Here is a 15,683-nt window from a genome sequence, read left to right on the forward strand (position 1 = left end):
GGATACGATATGGACATCGCCTCAAGGACACGGATCGTAGGGAGGGGGCGATGTCGTTGCACGAGGCAAAGGCGAGCGATTTTGCTCCCGACTGGCCGGCGATTATCGCCGTCGTTCTCGGTGTCACCGCCTTCTCGGTGGCGCAGGGTCTCACCTATCCGCTGATCTCGCTTTCGCTTGAGAGCCGCGGCGTTTCGGCCGGCATGATCGGCCTCAATGCCATGGGCTTTGCCGCCGGTCTCGGTGTTGCGACGCTTATTCTCGGGCGGCTGACGCGGCTCGCCTCGGCCGACAAGCTGATCATCGCCAGCCTCATCGGCTGTTCCATCTGTCTCGCGACACTTGCCTCGACGTCGGAACTCGTCATCTGGTTTATCGCCCGCTTTGCCCTGGGTTTCTTCGTCAGCATGGTCTTCATGCTTGGTGAAGCGTGGCTGAACACCGCCTGCCCGGACCGGCTGCGCGGCCGCGTCTCCGGCCTCTATGGCGCCGGCATGTGCGGCGGCTTTGCGGCCGGTCCGCTGGCGATCCCGTTGCTCGGCACCAGCGGCGGTCTCGGCTTTGCCCTCTTGGCGATCTATATCGCACTCGTCGCCTTCCTCACGGGGCTGCTGACCATGGGCGCCCGCACCCGGCCCGAGCCGTCCTCGACGCGGGACCTCTTCGCCTTTTTCGGGAAGGCGCCGATGCTGATCCTCATGGTGCTGATGTTCGGATTTGCCGATATCGCCGCGATCTCGGCGATGCCGGTCTATTTCGTCAAGACCGGCCACAGCCAGGCCTTTGCCGCGCTGAGCGTAACGGCGCTGGCGATACCGACAGCTGTGGCACAGCCTTTCATCGGCGTGCTTCTCGACCGCCTGCCGCGCCGCCGGGTGGCGATCTCGGCGGCCGCGATCGCTGCCAGCGGCTATCTGCTCGTGCCGTTGCTGTCGTCCGATATCGCTCTGCTTCTGACCTTCGCCTTCATCGGCGCGGCGAGCTTCGCGCTCTATACGGCGGCGCTCACCATGCTCGGGGAAGAGTATCGCGGCAGCATGCTGGTTGCCGGCAGTGCCGCCTTTTCGCTCGCCTATGCCGCCGGCAGCGCGGCTGGATCCGGCGCGACCGGCGCGCTGATGAACTTTATCAACCCGATCGCTGGCCCGATCGGCGTGGGCGTCGTGCTGGTGGTCTTCACGCTTGCCTTCGCGCTCAACGGCCGACGCTAGCCCTCCGCGCAGATCCGGGCGAGAGCCTCGCTGAAGATGCGGGCGGCCGGCCCGAGCGGCTCGTCGATCCGATGAACGAGATAGGCTTCGGCCCCCACCTGGCTGTTGCGGCCAAGGGCGGCCGTCGGCATGCGCACGAGCCGGCCTTCCGCAAGGTCGCGCTCCACCTGCCAGAACGGCAATCGACCCCAGCCGAGGCCCGAGCGGATCATCGCATGCTTTGTGTCCTGGCTGCTGACACGGCAGGTTTGCGGCGAGAGCACGCCGTAGTCGCGCCCGACCGTGCGCTGCGACTGATCCGACAGGACGATCTGCAGATGGTCCGCAAGCTCGGCATTGTCGAGCACGTCTCCCCCTGCGCGCAGCCCCAAGGGATGATTTGCGGCAACGACCGCGACGAGTTCGACCGTCGCAAGCGCCCGACGGGCGATCGCCGGGTCGCGGAAATCTTCGCCGACAGTGATGCCGAGCGTGAAGCGGCGATCGACCAGGCCGTCGAGCGGCCCACCGAGCGGCAGGACCGCAAGCCGGATCGACACATCCGGATAGGCGCCGCGCATCTCCTTCAGCGCCAGGCCGACGGTCTCGATCGGAAACAGCGTATCGACGACCAGAGAAAGCTCAAGCTCGATGCCTTCGCCGAGCCCGCGTGCCCGGGCGCGCATCGCGTCCACCCGCAACAGGATGTCGCGCGCATTGGCGAGCAGCGCATGCCCTTCCGCCGTCAGGACCGGCCGGTGGCCGGACCGGTCGAAAAGGCCGACCCCCAGTTCGGCCTCCATGTTGGCGATGGCGTGGCTGACGGCCGATTGCACCCGTGAGAGCCTGACGGCGCCGGCGCGGAAGCTTCCGCTTTCGGCGACGGTCACGAAGGTCCGCATCTGATCGAGAGTAAGGGCATCGAGCATGATCGATTCCATAGATTATCTTGATGAAAATTATATCACTCCAAGAGATCGAGAAAAGCACCCATCTTTTCTGTGAACGGCAATGCCGCCCACAAAAAGGAAACCGAAATGACCAAGGTGCTCGTGCTCTACTATTCCTCCTACGGCCACATCGAGACTATGGCGAACGCCGTCGCCGAGGGTGCGCGCACCGCCGGCGCCACCGTCGCGCTCAAGCGCGTGCCGGAAATCGTCCCGGAAGCCGTGGCCGTCAAGGCCGGCTACAAGCGCAACCACGATGCACCGGTGGCAACCGTCGCCGAACTGCCCGACTATGACGCGATCATCATCGGCACGCCGACACGCTTCGGCAACATGGCCGCCCAGATGAAGAACTTTCTCGACCAGGCGGGTGGGATCTGGGCACGCGATGCCCTGGTCGGGCGTATCGGCAGCGTTTTTACCTCGACCGGAAGCCAGCATGGCGGCCAGGAATCGACGATACTCGCCACGCATACCGTACTGCTGCATCTCGGAATGGTGATCACCGGCCTTCCCTACAGCTTCAAAGGCCAGATGCGCATGGACGAAATCACCGGCGGATCACCCTACGGCGCCTCGACGCTGGCCGATGACGGCAACGGCGGCGACCGGCAGCCGAGCGCCAACGAACTGGAAGGCGCACGCTTCCAGGGGCGCCACGTGGCGGAACTGGCGGCAGCGCTGGTTGCCGGACGCACCCGCGTTGGGGAGATCGCCTGATGGCCACGGCCGCAGCCTTTGTTCGCGAAAGAACCGATTGGTCGGGCGTGATGACCGTTGTTGCGGCCGGCGTGGTCGCGGCGATGCAGGTGGGCAAGGGGCTGATTGCAGGCCCGCTGCTTCAATCCGATCTTGGGCTCAACCTTTCTGCCCTCGGCTGGATCACCTCCGTCTTCGCAGTCGTTGGCGTCGTCGGGGGCATGGCAGCCGGCGCGTTCGTCACAGCTGTCGGCGACCGGCGCCTGCTTGGCATCGGCATGGCGCTGCTGGCGTTCGGTTCCTTTGCCGGCGCGGCGAGCCCAGCATTCACGCTGCTTCTGCTGTCGCGCATCATCGAGGGCTTCGGCTTTCTGCTTGTCGTCGTCGCCGGTCCCGCCATCCTCATGCGTCTGGTGACGCAGGAGCGCCGCGACCTCGTCTTTGCCCTCTGGAGCTGTTTCATGCCCGCGGGCATGGCGATCGCCATGCTGACGGGGCCCGCCTTTACCGGTTGGCAGGCGATCTGGTGGAGCAACGGGCTGCTCACGCTTGCGAGCCTCGCCTCCATTTTCCTGGCCGTGTCGCCATCCCGGCAAACGCCCCGTGTCGCCACCCGCTTCCGGGATGATGCCGCGGAAACGCTGACGAGCCGCGGGCCCGTGCTGCTCTTCGCGCTGTTTTCGCTCTACAGCCTGATGAGCTTCACGCTTTCCAGCTTTCTGCCGATCCTGCTGATCGAGCGCCTGCAGGTCTCGCTTGGAACCGTTGGCCTGTTGAGCGCCGTCATCACGCTGGTGAACGTCTTCGGCAATCTGGCCGCCGGCCATCTTCTGTCCCGCGGCTTCGCCCGCGGCAGGCTGGTCGCAAGCGCCGCGTTGCTGACCGGCGTGTCCGGCCTTTGGATCTTCCTGAGCCCTTCAGGCGGACATCTGATCCTGGCGCTCTGCCTCCTGTTTTCCGCGATCGGCGGGCTCATTCCGGCGACGCTGATCTCATCGGTGCCGCTCCTGTCGCCACGTCCGGCGCTTGCGCCGATGGCGATGGGCCTGCTGATGCAGGGCAGCAATCTCGGGCAACTCGTCGGCCCCGTCGCGGTCGGAACCGCGATCGAGTTCTACGGATGGACATCGGGTGCGGCTTTTATCGGCGCCAGTGCCGTTCTTTGCATCGCGCTGACGCCCACACTCGAACGGACGCTACGGGAAAGCAGGCCGGAACGCTGACAGGGGCCGCAGGCAACAAAAAACCCACCGGCAGACGCCGGTGGGCTTCGCTTTTTTACGTTCGGGTCGCCGGTATCAGACGAACTGGCTGAGACCCGGAACCGAAGCGACGACTTCGTCGACCACGTCTGCGCCGGCCTTCTCCTTGGCGAACGCGATGGTTTCCTTTGCAAGTCCGGTGATTTCACCCATGCCGAGGCCCTGGCTCATCAGCTGCTGGCCGAGCGCCATGACGCCGCCACCACCGATTGCCGACATCAGACCGCCGAGCAGGCCGCCGCCGCCCGTGCCTTCGCCGTTGTACTGAGCGATCAGTTCGGACGCGCCCGGGATCGCTTCAATCATCTGGGCAACCGGACCGTCGGCGGCTTCGCGCTGCAGGAAGCCGAGGATCATGCCGACAGCCTTTTCGGCGGTTGCCGGCTCGATGCCGACATTTTCAGCAACGCGCGTGACCAGTTCATTCATGGAGAAACTCCCTCATTTTGGATTTTTGACGTTGACGTCAAGGTAAATGATCGCCCACCAAATAACAAGCCGTGAGCCGTGACTATCGACCTATCGATATCGCCGCATTCCGGTCGCGGATAGGCACAGCCTTGTTGCCGGGCGCAACCGCACCACCTATAACAGAAATCCAGGCACATTTCGATGACGGCGCGCCCCTGCGACACTGCGAACCGCCCGCTTTCATTGATGAAACGGAGATGAAGCCCACATGTTGGAAGAAGGCAAGCTCTTTATCGGCACCAGCCGCAAGCCTGATGATTCGATCAACAAGGGCGAGTATCTGGAGCTCAAGTTCGGCAATCGACACGGCCTGGTCACCGGCGCCACCGGCACCGGCAAGACGATCACCCTGCAGGTGCTTGCCGAAGGCTTTTCCAACGCTGGCGTCCCGGTCTTCTGCGCCGACGTCAAGGGCGACCTCTCCGGCATCGGCGCGATCGGCGAGGCCAAGGATTTCATCCTGAAGCGTGCCGAACAGATCGGCCTGCCGACCAATCCTTACGAGTTTCAGGAATTCCCGGTCATCTTCTGGGATATCTACGGCGAGAAGGGCCATCGCGTTCGCACCACCATGTCGGAGATGGGCCCGCTGCTCCTGTCGCGGCTTATGAACGCGACCGACGCGCAGGAAGGCGTGCTCAACATCGCCTTCAAGATCGCCGATGAGGGCGGACTGCCGCTGCTCGACCTCAAGGATCTGCAGGCGCTGCTCAACTACATGGGCGACAATGCCAGCACGCTTTCCAATCAGTTCGGTTTCATTTCCAAGTCCTCGGTCGGCTCGCTTCAGCGCGAGCTGCTGATCCTCGAACAGCAGGGCGCCGAACATTTCTTCGGCGAGCCGGCGCTGAAGATTTCCGACATCATGCGCACCACCAATGACGGCCGCGGCGCGATCTCGGTGCTGGCCGCCGACAAGCTGATGATGAACCCGCGGCTCTACGCCACCTTCCTGCTCTGGCTGCTGTCGGAACTGTTCGAGGAGCTGCCGGAAGTGGGCGACCCGGACAAGCCGAAGCTGGTCTTCTTCTTCGACGAGGCGCATCTGCTCTTCAACGACGCGCCGAAGGCACTGATCGAGCGCGTTGAACAGGTCGTGCGCCTCATCCGCTCCAAGGGCGTTGGCGTCTATTTCGTCACCCAGAACCCGCTCGACGTGCCCGACACGGTTCTCGGTCAGCTCGGAAACCGCGTTCAGCACGCGCTGCGCGCCTATACGCCGCGCGACCAGAAGGCGGTGAAGACTGCCGCCGACACCTTCCGCCCGAACCCGGATTTCGACTGCGCCACGGTGATCACCAATCTCGGCACCGGCGAGGCTCTGGTCTCCACACTCGAAGGCAAGGGCGCGCCCTCGATGGTCGAGCGTACGCTGGTGCGACCGCCGCAGTCCCGCGTCGGTCCCCTGACGGAGGCCGAACGGAAGAAGGTCATGGATGTCAGCCCGGTCCGTGAGCTTTACGATGAGGATTTCGACCGTGAATCGGCCTACGAAATCCTGGCGGCGCGCGCCAAAAAGGCTGCCGACGCACAGGCCGAGGCACAGTCTCAGGCCGAGCAGCAGACGAGCGAGGCGAGCACCGGCGGCAGCCGCTGGACGCTGCCGGGCTTTGGCGACGACGATCCGGCGGCACCGGCCGGCAAGCAGGCGCGCCCGCGCAGCTCCGGCTACCAGCGCGAGACGGTCGTCGAAGCGGCGATGAAATCGGTCGCCCGCACAGTCGCGACCCAGGTCGGCCGCGCCCTGGTGCGCGGCATCCTCGGCAGCCTTAGCCGACGCTAACCAAGACCGGCCGACGCGGCCCATCCATTCCCACGCGCCCTGACCAAATCAGGGCGCTTCGTCATTTCTGGAACATCCGCATGGATGTGAAGGATTCAATCGGCGCCATCCTCAAGGACGGCGACAACGTCACCCTGATCAGAGACCTGAAAGGCAAGGGAACCTCGACGACGCTGAAGCGCGGGACGATGGTCAAGCGCATCCTCCCCCGATGAAGTCGAGTGCCGCGTCGAAAAGACCAAGGGTCGGGTGATGCGCACCGAATTTCTGAAGAAGGCTTAAGGCCCGCGCGGGATGCCGGAACGGCACGGCGAAATGACTCGACGGCCCGCCGTGCCGATCAATGCCGTGTCTTGTCAATGCCGTGTGTTGGGGAGGGTGAAGCGCTCAAGCGGCGCCCCCTCACCGCAACGGCGGCCCGCTGCGTGGCGGCGTATTCGTCCGTCAACTCCAGCAGAGCCAAGGCGATCTCGTCCCAATGCCACCCTACCCGCTCGGCGAGATCCGTCAGCAGTTGGAACTCCTCGCGCAATGCGGTCGCGCATTCGAGCTCTCGCTGCGCAAGCGCGTAGGTTCTGGTTTTCGGCCTGGCGATCATCCTATTTTACCTCCTGCTCATCAACTCCTCAGCCCGAGCATAGGTTCCAGCAGCTCCCAGTCGAAGCATAGGTTCCCGCGCCGCGGCAGGGGAACCAATCGGTCGCCGGACCGTTGGCTAGGGACAGGAGGTACTGTCATGAAGAAAATCATCCTAGCCGGTTTTGTGGCAAGCCTTGCCTTTTCCGGCGTCGCCCTGGCTCAGACCACGACGTTCCCGGCGAGGTCAAAACCTACGTCCTTCAGCAAACCAGCCCATCCGTGACCTATGACGGCACTGTCGTCGTGGGCGACCCTTTGCCCGACACGGTCGAGGTCTACCCGATCCCGCAGCAACCGACCTACGGCTATGTCGTCGTCAACCAGCAAAGGGTGCTGGTTGATCCGCAGAGCAGGCGGGTCATCGAGGTTCTGCAGTAGACCGGCACAGCATGCCTGAAAAAAGAAGCCCGACGGAGACCGCCGGGCTTCTTTCAACAGGGGATCTGAGAGAACTCAATCTGAGAAACTCAGGCGACGGTCAGCTTGACGTCGATGTTGCCCTTGGTTGCATAGCTGTAGGGGCAAACGATATGCGCCTTCTGGACGAGATCTTCGAGCACGGCCTTGTCGACGCCCGGCGAAGAGATTTCGAGCGCAGCGTCGATGCCGAAGCCGGTACCATCCTCGCGCGGACCGATGCCGACGGTTCCCGTCACCGTGGTGTCTTCCGGAAGCTTTACCTTCTCCTTGCCGGCAACGAATTTCAGCGCGCCGAGGAAGCAGGCCGAGTAGCCGGCTGCAAAGAGCTGCTCGGGATTGGTGCCGCGGGCGCCGTCGCCGCCAAGTTCCTTCGGAACGGTGAGCGTGACGTCGAGCACGCCGTCGGCGCTTTTGGCCTGGCCGGCGCGGCCACCGGTTGCGGATGCAGTGGTGCGGTAAAGAATGGGCATTGGCGGGGTCTCCTTTGCGTTTCCTGAGTGAATGCGATTTAGATAGCGCAAAATTCAATTGTACGCAAATTAATTTTGCAAATTGCATTTCGAGCGTCTTTTTGCGACAATGGCGCATGGCGAACAAGGCGGCACATAGCGACAACATTCCCGAGGAAGCACTCGCGCTCGGCAAGCAGCTGTGTTTTGCGGTCTATTCTGCGGCCCATGCATTCAACCGCGCCTACAAGCCGCTGCTCGATCGTTTCGGCCTCACCTATCCCCAATATCTCGTGCTCCTGGCGCTCTGGCAACAGGACGAGATGACGGTCAAGCGGATCGGCGAGGAGATCGGTCTGGATTCAGGCACGTTGTCGCCGCTTCTCAAGCGCCTGGAGGCAGCCGGTTATGTCGGTCGCCAGCGCGACCCGAGCGACGAACGTCAGGTGATCGTGCGGCTGACGGACGAGGGCCAGCACCTGAAAAACGAGGCCTTCGGCATCCTGATCGGCATCAGCAAGGCCTCGGGATGCAGCCTGAAGCAAGCAGAAGACATTCGCGAAACGCTGCATCAGTTGACGCGGCAGCTCAATGCCGGCCCCGGCGAGGATTGACCGACCCGCCTTCCGCTCGACGCGGTGGGTGCTGTGCGGAAACGTGAGGGGCGGATATCCGTCCCTGCCCGTCATCAGATAACGAGGATCGGCGCCTTGCCGCGGACGCGATCGTAGAGATCCATGACATCCTGGTTGAGCATGCGCACGCAGCCCGACGAGACCGCCTTGCCGATCGACTTCCATTCCGGCGTGCCGTGAACACGGTAAAGCGTGTCCTGGCCGTTCTGGAAGATGTAGAGCGCGCGCGAACCAAGCGGATTGTTGAGGCCTGGGGCCATGCCGCCGTTCTGGGCCGAATAGGGCTTTAGCTGTGGCTGGCGGGCGACCATGCTGTCCGGCGGGGTCCAGCGCGGCCACTTCTGTTTCCACTGGATGACGCCGCGACCCGACCAGGCAAAACCCTCGCGACCGAGGCCGACGCCGTAACGCAGCGCCCGGCCACCCGGCTGGATCAGATAGAGGTAGCGGTCACCGGTATCGACGACGATCGTGCCCGGCTGCTCGCCGAAGGGATCGCTGACCTCCTGGCGGTAGAAGCGCGCGTCGATCTGGCGATAGGGAATTTCCGGCACCTGATAGCCACTGTCGCTCACAGAGGCATAGATGTCCGAGACATAGAGGCCCTGCGGCGGAAGACCGGTTGGAACTGGCCCTGGGCCATCCTGCCTTTCATAGATGCCTTCGGCGCGCGGATCGGTAAACCGTCCCTCGACCGCTGGATTGCGGAACACCGGCGCCGTCTCATAGCGAAAGACATCCGTGTTCATCGACGAAGTGCAGCTCGCAAGACCGGCGGAGGCGAGCGCCACGCCGGACGAGCGAAGAAACTGGCGACGGGAGAAAAGGACTGAAGAGGACATCGAACTCTGGGGGCTTGAGTGCGGCATGAGGAGTGCTGCATGAATTTGCTTAACGAAGTGCTACGCACAGCCCCCACGGATTGGGGCGATGCTTGCATTTACGGCTGGAACGAAGCTTGCGTCGCGAGGGTGGCAGGGCTCAAACGCTGTGGATACTGAACCGCGGCTGCAGCATCAGCGCCTCGAAATCCGGAGCCGAGAGCGGCCGGCTGAAGAAGTAGCCCTGGATTTCGTCGCAACCGCTCTGGCGCAGGAATTCCACCTGGGCCTGGTTTTCCACACCCTCGGCAATGACACGAAGGCCGAGGTTCCGCGCAAGCGAAATGATCGCGGCGGTGATCGCGTTGTCGTCGAGATCCGTCGGAATGTCGGCGACGAAGGACCGGTCGATCTTCAGTCGGCGCACCGGGAAGCGTTTGAGCGCGCTCAAGCTCGAATAGCCGGTGCCGAAATCATCGATCGCCAGGTGCACCCCGATCGCCTGCAGCTCGTGCATGGTGGCGATCGCGCCAGGGACATCCTGCATGATCAGGCTCTCGGTCAGTTCCAGTTCGAGGCGGAACGGGTCAAGCCCGGTCTCTGTGAGAATTGCCGCGACATGGGCGGCCCAGTTGCGCTCACGGAACTGGCGCGCCGAAACGTTGACGCTGATGATCAGCGGCGGCAGGCCCTCATCCTGCCAGGCCCTGGCCTGGCGGCAGGCCGCGCGCAGCACCCAGTCGCCGATCGGCACGATCAGCCCGGTTTCCTCGGCGAGCGGAATGAACGCCGCCGGCGAGACCGTGCCGCGTTCGGGGTGGCGCCAGCGCAGCAACGCTTCGGCCGCGAAAACGCGGCCAGTCGCCAGATTCATCTGCGGCTGGAACTGCAGGAAGAACTCTTGCCGCGCGAGCGCCTGGCGCAGCTCCTCCTGCTGCTTGAGCTTCTCATGCGCCTTGGCGGCCATCTCTTCGGTGAAGACCTGCAGGTTGTTGCGGCCGAGCTCCTTGGCCCGGTACATCGCCATGTCGGCATTGGCGAGCAGTTCGCCGACCGTCTTGCCCTGATTGGGAAAACAGGCGACCCCCATGCTGCAGGTGACCTGCAGGCTGCGGCCCTCGATCTGCATCGGCGCGGCGATCGCTCGCCGGATATCCTCGAGCCGAGCCAGCACGATATCGCGCTCGCAGGGAAGCCCGTTCAAAAGCAGGATGAATTCATCGCCGCCGACCCGCACGACCATGTCGGACTTGCGCACCGAAGCGCGCATGCGCGAGGCCGTGACCTTCAAGAGTTCGTCGCCGGCGGCGTGGCCGAGCGTATCGTTGACCAGCTTGAAATTGTCGAGATCGAGGAAGGCGAGCACCGCCCACTGGCCGCTGCCGCGCAGGGCTTCCAGCGCCTCGGCGACCTGTTCCTCGAACTGTGCGCGGTTGGGCAGACCGGTCAGCGCGTCGTGGTGCGCCATGAAGCTGATGCGATCTTCCGCCTGCTTGCGCTCGATCGCGATGCCGGCGAGATGCGCCGCCATGGCGATCAGTTCCTTTTGTCCGTCGTCGGGCACGCCGACGACATCGGAATAGAGCGCGAAGGTGCCGAGCACCTTGCGCTCGCGCGAATGGATCGGGGTCGACCAACAGGAGCGGAAGCCGTAGGGAAGCACCAGCTCGCGATAATCGTCCCAGAGCGGATCGACCTGAATATCCGAGACGATCACCTGCTCGCCGCGCCAGGCGGCCGTGCCGCAGGAGCCCATGCGCGGGCCGATCTCGACGCCGTGGATGGTCGCGCAATAGGCCTCGTCGAGGCTTGGCGCTGCGCCGTGGAAGAGATAGCGGCCATCGGGCGACAGCAGCAGCACCGAGCCCTTGATGCCCGGCATCAAGGCTTCGATCAACAGGATCATGTCGCGGAAGAAGGCGTCGAGCGGCCGGCCGTTGGCGATCATCTCAAGCAGGCGCGCCTGCCCTTCGAGCAGCCGCTCGGCCGCCTTGCGGTCGGAAATGTCACGCGAAACGCCGACGATGCCGACGATCTTGCCGCTCTTGTTGCGCAGCGGCACCTTGGAGGTCATCAGCCAGCGATCGCGGCCCTTGCTGACGATGGCCCGTTCCTCGATGCCGAAGATCGGCTCGCCGGTTTCGATGACGCGACGCTCGATGTCGGCAATCGCCTTGGCCATCTGCGGCGGATGGAGATCGAAATCGGTCTTGCCGACGATATCCTTCATGGCTTCGAGCCCGTTGTCGGCAACCGTCACCTGATTGGCGATCAGGAACCGCCCCTCCACATCCTTGGCGTAGATGTAGTCCGGCACGTGGTTGATAATGGTCTCCAACCAGTAGTGGCGATCGGCGATATCGGGTTCGCTCGGAAAGATGCGCGCGACCTCCTCGGCCAGCCGATTGCTGGCGTCGATCAGGCGGCGCGTTTCCGCGTTGCCGCCGGCATTGAGAGCGGCATATCGCGGATTGCGGGACGTGTTCTTCGCCAAGCAAGGCCTCCCGACGCTCTTCGCCGCGTCGCTGGTCGATCTTTCCCCACTTCACGTTAGACGAGCAAGAGTTAGCTCTTCCTAAATAACTGTAGAAAAATCGTGTAGAGGTTGCAACGGTCAAGTTGCAAGAGGCGATAGAAGGGGTGGATGACGCCACCCCTTAATGTCCGTTCAGGACAACCGTCGGCGCACCGGTGCAACGCGCATCAGCAATTGATCGACGATCACCATGACGACGATCGAGATGCCCGTCAACGGAAACGCCAGCCCGAAGACAATGGCCATGAGCCACAAGCCCACATAGACGCTGCGCCGCGGCGGCATCGGGGGCACGCCGATGCGTCCCGCCGGGCGCCGCTTCCACCACATGATGACGGCGGAAAGGGAAACGAGCACGATGGAAATGCAGGCGGCCAGCATCAGGAGCTGGTTGACGCGCCCCCATTCCTGCCCCTTGTGCACGTTGATGCTCCATTCGATGGCCTTTCCGAACGCCGGGTAATCGCCAAAGGAAATGTCGACGAGAGGCTTCCCGGAATATTGATCGATATGGATCGTGCGCTCGCGCGCAAGGTCGGCGGGAAAGATGGCGGCCGTATAGACGGCAGTCTCGTCGAGCGGGATCGCGAGCTCGTAGCCGGGCAGCATGCCCTCAGCATCCGCGATCGCGACGGCGCGATCGATCCCGACCGGCTCGTCGGCGCCACCGCTGGACGCCGGAACCGGCGCGTTTTCCATCAGCCAATTGGCCCTGGGCAACACGTCGGTCGACACCTTGCTGGAGGTCGGGACCTCATCCCAAAGCGCTGCCGGATAGCCGAGCCCCATCGCCGTCAGCTTGCCGTTGACCGTTGCACCCCAATAGCCGGACCACAGAAGCCCGGAGAAGGCGAGAAAGACGATCAGCAGGCCGGCGCCGATACCGGTCACCGCATGGAGATCGCGCCAGAACACCCGGCGTGCCGGCGTGCCGCGCACGGTCAACACACCGCCGGTCTGCTGGCGCGGCCACCAGAGATAGATGCCGGTGAAGACCAACAGGATGGCAAAGCCCGCAACGATCTCGATGATTGTTTCGACCGACTTGCCGAAATAGTCGAGGCTGTGCAGGTCCTCAACCACCTGGTTGAACTCCTCCGATGGCGCGACCCGGTCGAGGATCGAGCCGGTGTAGGGATCGACGAAGACCAGCATGCGCGCTTTGCCGATGCCGACAGTGACGCGTGCGGAGCGATCCACGCCGGCCGGCGTGCGATAGGAGACGGCAACGCTGCCCGGCACGGACTCCACCGCCGTCGCGACGATCGCCGAGGGCGACATCCGTTCGGCGCCCGCTGCCACGACGTTGCGGTAGGCAAAGACGGTATCGTCGATCTCGTCGTTGAACAGATAAAGCCCCCCGGTCAGCGCCAGGCTGATCATGAAGGGGATGACGAGCAGGCCGGCAAAGAAGTGCCAGCGCCAGATGGCACGGTAGAGCGAGATGCCGCGCTCTGTGGCCGCGGAGCTGTCCACGGCATTGGTGAAGGATGCGGTTGTCATGGTTTTCTCCGGGAAGGACCGTTTGCACGGCTTCGCCTCTTGGTGATCGGGACGACCGCCGATCACGGCAATGCGCGTCGAAGATGGACGCCGCAAGGCCAATCAGCTGTCGTTCAAGCGCGTATCAGGTGGAGAAAACCGTTGGTGGCGCCCTTGGCCCCGCTCCGGTTAAGAGCACCGAGCGAACGAAACCGAAATCGCCGGCTGGAACGGAAAGCGGGCGCGCGCGGGCTTGCGACGGCAAGACGATCGGGTAAGGCGCCGGCAGGTCGGCGGGCGCAACCAAGCAGCAGGACTGGCAGCCGTGGCCCTTCGTGCCACCTTTTCCATCGGGATCGTCGTGGCCAGAGAGGCAAAGATCGGCAAGGCTGCCATCCGGGAGGACGTAGGCGATAGCATCCGGCGACCGCGGCATGGCGGCGGCCGGTTGCTGGATCAAGGCCGAAACGACGAGAACCAGCGCGCAAAGCATGCGCGCCGCCAAGTTCGTCAACCGATCCCCTAAAAGCCCTGCCAAATGCATCCCCAAATCGACGGCGACAGCTAAAGATCTGCGACCGCAAACGCAAGTCGGCAAAGCGCCGCACGGACCATCAAAAGATTTCATGTGTGCTATCAGCGCCGCCCGCTTCCGTCACTCCCGATGCTTGCCTAAGACAGGCGACAACGCAGGACGGGAGGAACACGGCATGCTGACGATCTATGGGGTTTATCGCTCGCGCGCATCGCGCAATTACTGGATGGCGCGGGAACTCGGCATCCATTTCCAATCGGTACCGGTCATCCAGGCACGCCGCGTCGCCGATCCGTTGGCTGCTGATGCGCCGATCAACACCAAGTCGCTCGCCTTCCTCGCCGTCAATCCGATGGGGCTGATCCCGGCGATCGAGGATGATGGCGTGGTGCTGACGGAATCGCTTGCCAACAATCTCTATCTCGCGCGCAAGTATGGCGGCCCACTGGCGCCTGCCGATATCGCCGAGGAAGGCTTGATCGGCAACTGGACGATGTGGGCGGCGACCGAGGTTGAGCCGCACACCGTAGAGATCATCCTGACCTACGACTACGGCGCCGAGAACACGGATGAAGGCAAGGCGATGATCGCCAGATGCGTGACGTCGCTCGACAAGGTCTTTGCCCGCATGGAAAGCCACCTCGACGGACGCGACTATCTCGTCGGCGATCGCTTCACCGTCGCCGACCTCAATCTTGCGGAGGTCTTCCGCTACGCCATGAGCCAGACGCAGCTGTTCGACAAGCATCCGCGGGTTTCGGCCTGGCTTGCCCGTTGCCATGCCCGCCCGGCCTTCAAGGCGATGATGGAAGAACGCCTGAAAGAACTGGCGGACTGAGCGGTCAATAAGGGGGGCCTCCCTGCGATCAGCCCATGGTCGCCGCGTCGAAGCGAACGCGCGGCGCCTTGATGTCGAGCAGGCGCATGCCCTCCTCCACCTCATCACGAACCCAGCGCTTGAACGCCTTGGCGGCCTTGCTTTCGCGCCGTGACGGCGCGCTGACGAAGTAGTGGCCGAAGCCCGTCGGCACCCGGATGCCGAACGGTACCACAAGGCTGCCCTGCGCGATCGCAAAGCCGGCGAGTGTCTGCCAGGCGAGCATCACCCCCTGCCCGGAGATCGCGGCGTCGAGCACCAGCGACGCCTCGTTGAATGTGTGGCGCACGTTCACTTCCGCGCCCGAGAGCCCGACTTCGCGGAGCCACACCTCCCAGCTGAACATCGAATGGCCGTCGATAACAGCGGGCAGTTTTAGAATATCTGCAGGCTTCCGAAGCCCTTCGGCCATGGCCGGCGAACAGACCGGAAAAACCTCCTGCTGCAACAGCGGCTCGGATTTCACGCCCGGCCACTCGCCCGTACCAACGCGAATGCCGACATCCACATCCGACGTGTCGAGATTGACGAGCTTTGTCGTCGCGTCGATGCGCAGGCGAATGTCGGGATGGCGTTCGGCAAAACGGTTGAGCCGATAGACCAGCCAGCGGGCGGCAAAGACCGGCGCGACCGAGATGGTCAGCACCGACTCGTCGCGGCGGCGCGCTGAAGCCACGGCCTCTGCCAGCTCGTGAAAGGCGTTGCTGATGCGCGCGAGGAAGCGCTCGCCGAAATCGGTGGGCAGGAGGCCGCGCGGGGTGCGCTCGAACAACACGCGGCCGAGCTGGGCCTCCGCCTTGGCAATCTGCTGGCTGACGGCGCCAGGGGTCACGCCCAATTCGTCCGCCGCGGCGGCCAGCGATCCCAGCCTGCCGGCAGCCTCGACGGCGCGCAGCCCGTTCAAATGTACCGTGTTCAGATCTCTCATATAGTT

At 63.8% G+C, this 15,683-nt stretch carries 15 protein-coding genes and 2 pseudogenes; 8 read left to right on the forward strand and 9 right to left on the reverse strand.

Going from position 1 to position 15,683, the window contains the following annotated elements; genetic code table 11:
- The first annotated feature begins 50 nt into the window (after window positions 1–50).
- Window positions 51–1,211 (forward strand): MFS transporter, encoded by a 1,161-nt coding sequence (locus ASD01_RS30380; protein WP_034789246.1) that lies wholly within the window; start codon window positions 51–53, stop codon window positions 1,209–1,211.
- Here ASD01_RS30380 and ASD01_RS30385 read toward each other — a convergent pair.
- Window positions 1,208–2,119, reverse strand: a complete 912-nt coding sequence (locus tag ASD01_RS30385; RefSeq protein WP_034789456.1) for a LysR family transcriptional regulator — start codon at window positions 2,117–2,119, stop codon at window positions 1,208–1,210. The two genes, ASD01_RS30380 and ASD01_RS30385, sit on opposite strands and share 4 nt — an antisense overlap.
- 108 nt (window positions 2,120–2,227) lie before the next feature.
- Here ASD01_RS30385 and wrbA point away from each other — a divergent pair, with 108 nt between their 5' ends.
- On the forward strand, window positions 2,228–2,860 hold the full coding sequence (gene wrbA / locus ASD01_RS30390) for an NAD(P)H:quinone oxidoreductase (RefSeq protein WP_034789451.1): 633 nt from the start codon (window positions 2,228–2,230) through the stop codon (window positions 2,858–2,860).
- Entirely contained in the window at window positions 2,860–4,062 is a 1,203-nt protein-coding gene (locus ASD01_RS30395; RefSeq protein WP_060516249.1) for an MFS transporter, read from the forward strand. The genes wrbA and ASD01_RS30395 overlap by 1 nt, the downstream gene beginning before the upstream one ends.
- A gap of 75 nt (window positions 4,063–4,137) precedes the next feature.
- On the opposite strand, the gene ASD01_RS30400 is transcribed toward ASD01_RS30395, so the two are convergent.
- A complete protein-coding gene (locus tag ASD01_RS30400; protein ID WP_034789243.1) occupies window positions 4,138–4,530 on the reverse strand; it encodes a hypothetical protein in 393 nt (130 codons plus the stop codon).
- A gap of 250 nt (window positions 4,531–4,780) precedes the next feature.
- On the opposite strand from ASD01_RS30400, the gene ASD01_RS30405 reads away from it, so the two are divergent.
- Both ASD01_RS30405 and ASD01_RS30410 read left to right on the forward strand, forming a co-directional pair.
- Window positions 4,781–6,355 (forward strand): helicase HerA-like C-terminal domain-containing protein, encoded by a 1,575-nt coding sequence (locus ASD01_RS30405; RefSeq protein WP_034789241.1) that lies wholly within the window; start codon window positions 4,781–4,783, stop codon window positions 6,353–6,355.
- A gap of 80 nt (window positions 6,356–6,435) precedes the next feature.
- A pseudogene (locus ASD01_RS30410) lies at window positions 6,436–6,637 on the forward strand (PhnA domain-containing protein).
- A 58-nt stretch (window positions 6,638–6,695) separates the two neighbouring features.
- Here the strand turns inward: ASD01_RS30410 and ASD01_RS30415 are convergent.
- The gene (locus tag ASD01_RS30415) at window positions 6,696–6,953 is read right to left on the reverse strand and encodes a hypothetical protein (RefSeq protein ID WP_060529825.1); all 258 of its coding nucleotides are present in this window, start codon (window positions 6,951–6,953) and stop codon (window positions 6,696–6,698) included.
- A 138-nt stretch (window positions 6,954–7,091) separates the two neighbouring features.
- Here ASD01_RS30415 and ASD01_RS30420 point away from each other — a divergent pair.
- Window positions 7,092–7,372, forward strand: a pseudogene (locus ASD01_RS30420) (DUF1236 domain-containing protein).
- An 89-nt stretch (window positions 7,373–7,461) separates the two neighbouring features.
- On the opposite strand, the gene ASD01_RS30425 reads toward ASD01_RS30420, so the two are convergent.
- The gene (locus tag ASD01_RS30425; RefSeq protein WP_034789240.1) at window positions 7,462–7,884 is read right to left on the reverse strand and encodes an organic hydroperoxide resistance protein; all 423 of its coding nucleotides are present in this window, start codon (window positions 7,882–7,884) and stop codon (window positions 7,462–7,464) included.
- Window positions 7,885–8,000: 116 nt separating this feature from the next.
- On the opposite strand from ASD01_RS30425, the gene ASD01_RS30430 reads away from it, so the two are divergent.
- Window positions 8,001–8,477, forward strand: a complete 477-nt coding sequence (locus ASD01_RS30430; RefSeq protein WP_034789238.1) for a MarR family winged helix-turn-helix transcriptional regulator — start codon at window positions 8,001–8,003, stop codon at window positions 8,475–8,477.
- Window positions 8,478–8,551: 74 nt separating this feature from the next.
- Here ASD01_RS30430 and ASD01_RS30435 read toward each other — a convergent pair whose 3' ends face one another.
- From ASD01_RS30435 to ASD01_RS30450, 4 genes are all read right to left on the reverse strand, one after another.
- The gene (locus ASD01_RS30435; protein ID WP_034789236.1) at window positions 8,552–9,340 is read right to left on the reverse strand and encodes a L,D-transpeptidase family protein; all 789 of its coding nucleotides are present in this window, start codon (window positions 9,338–9,340) and stop codon (window positions 8,552–8,554) included.
- Between the two features lie 139 nt (window positions 9,341–9,479).
- Entirely contained in the window at window positions 9,480–11,813 is a 2,334-nt protein-coding gene (locus ASD01_RS30440; protein ID WP_034789234.1) for a putative bifunctional diguanylate cyclase/phosphodiesterase, read from the reverse strand.
- A 174-nt stretch (window positions 11,814–11,987) separates the two neighbouring features.
- On the reverse strand, window positions 11,988–13,358 hold the full coding sequence (locus ASD01_RS30445) for a PepSY-associated TM helix domain-containing protein (protein ID WP_051659154.1): 1,371 nt from the start codon (window positions 13,356–13,358) through the stop codon (window positions 11,988–11,990).
- 124 nt (window positions 13,359–13,482) lie between these two features.
- On the reverse strand, window positions 13,483–13,851 hold the full coding sequence (locus ASD01_RS30450; protein WP_060644840.1) for a hypothetical protein: 369 nt from the start codon (window positions 13,849–13,851) through the stop codon (window positions 13,483–13,485).
- Between the two features lie 196 nt (window positions 13,852–14,047).
- On the opposite strand from ASD01_RS30450, the gene ASD01_RS30455 reads away from it, so the two are divergent.
- Window positions 14,048–14,710 (forward strand): glutathione S-transferase family protein, encoded by a 663-nt coding sequence (locus tag ASD01_RS30455; RefSeq protein ID WP_034789232.1) that lies wholly within the window; start codon window positions 14,048–14,050, stop codon window positions 14,708–14,710.
- Window positions 14,711–14,738: 28 nt separating this feature from the next.
- Here ASD01_RS30455 and ASD01_RS30460 read toward each other — a convergent pair whose 3' ends face one another.
- The gene (locus ASD01_RS30460) at window positions 14,739–15,677 is read right to left on the reverse strand and encodes a LysR substrate-binding domain-containing protein (RefSeq protein WP_034789230.1); all 939 of its coding nucleotides are present in this window, start codon (window positions 15,675–15,677) and stop codon (window positions 14,739–14,741) included.
- Between the last annotated feature and the right edge of the window lie 6 nt (window positions 15,678–15,683).

It is taken from the genome of Ensifer sp. Root423 (assembly GCF_001426275.1).
Classification (GTDB): domain Bacteria; phylum Pseudomonadota; class Alphaproteobacteria; order Rhizobiales; family Rhizobiaceae; genus Ensifer; species Ensifer adhaerens.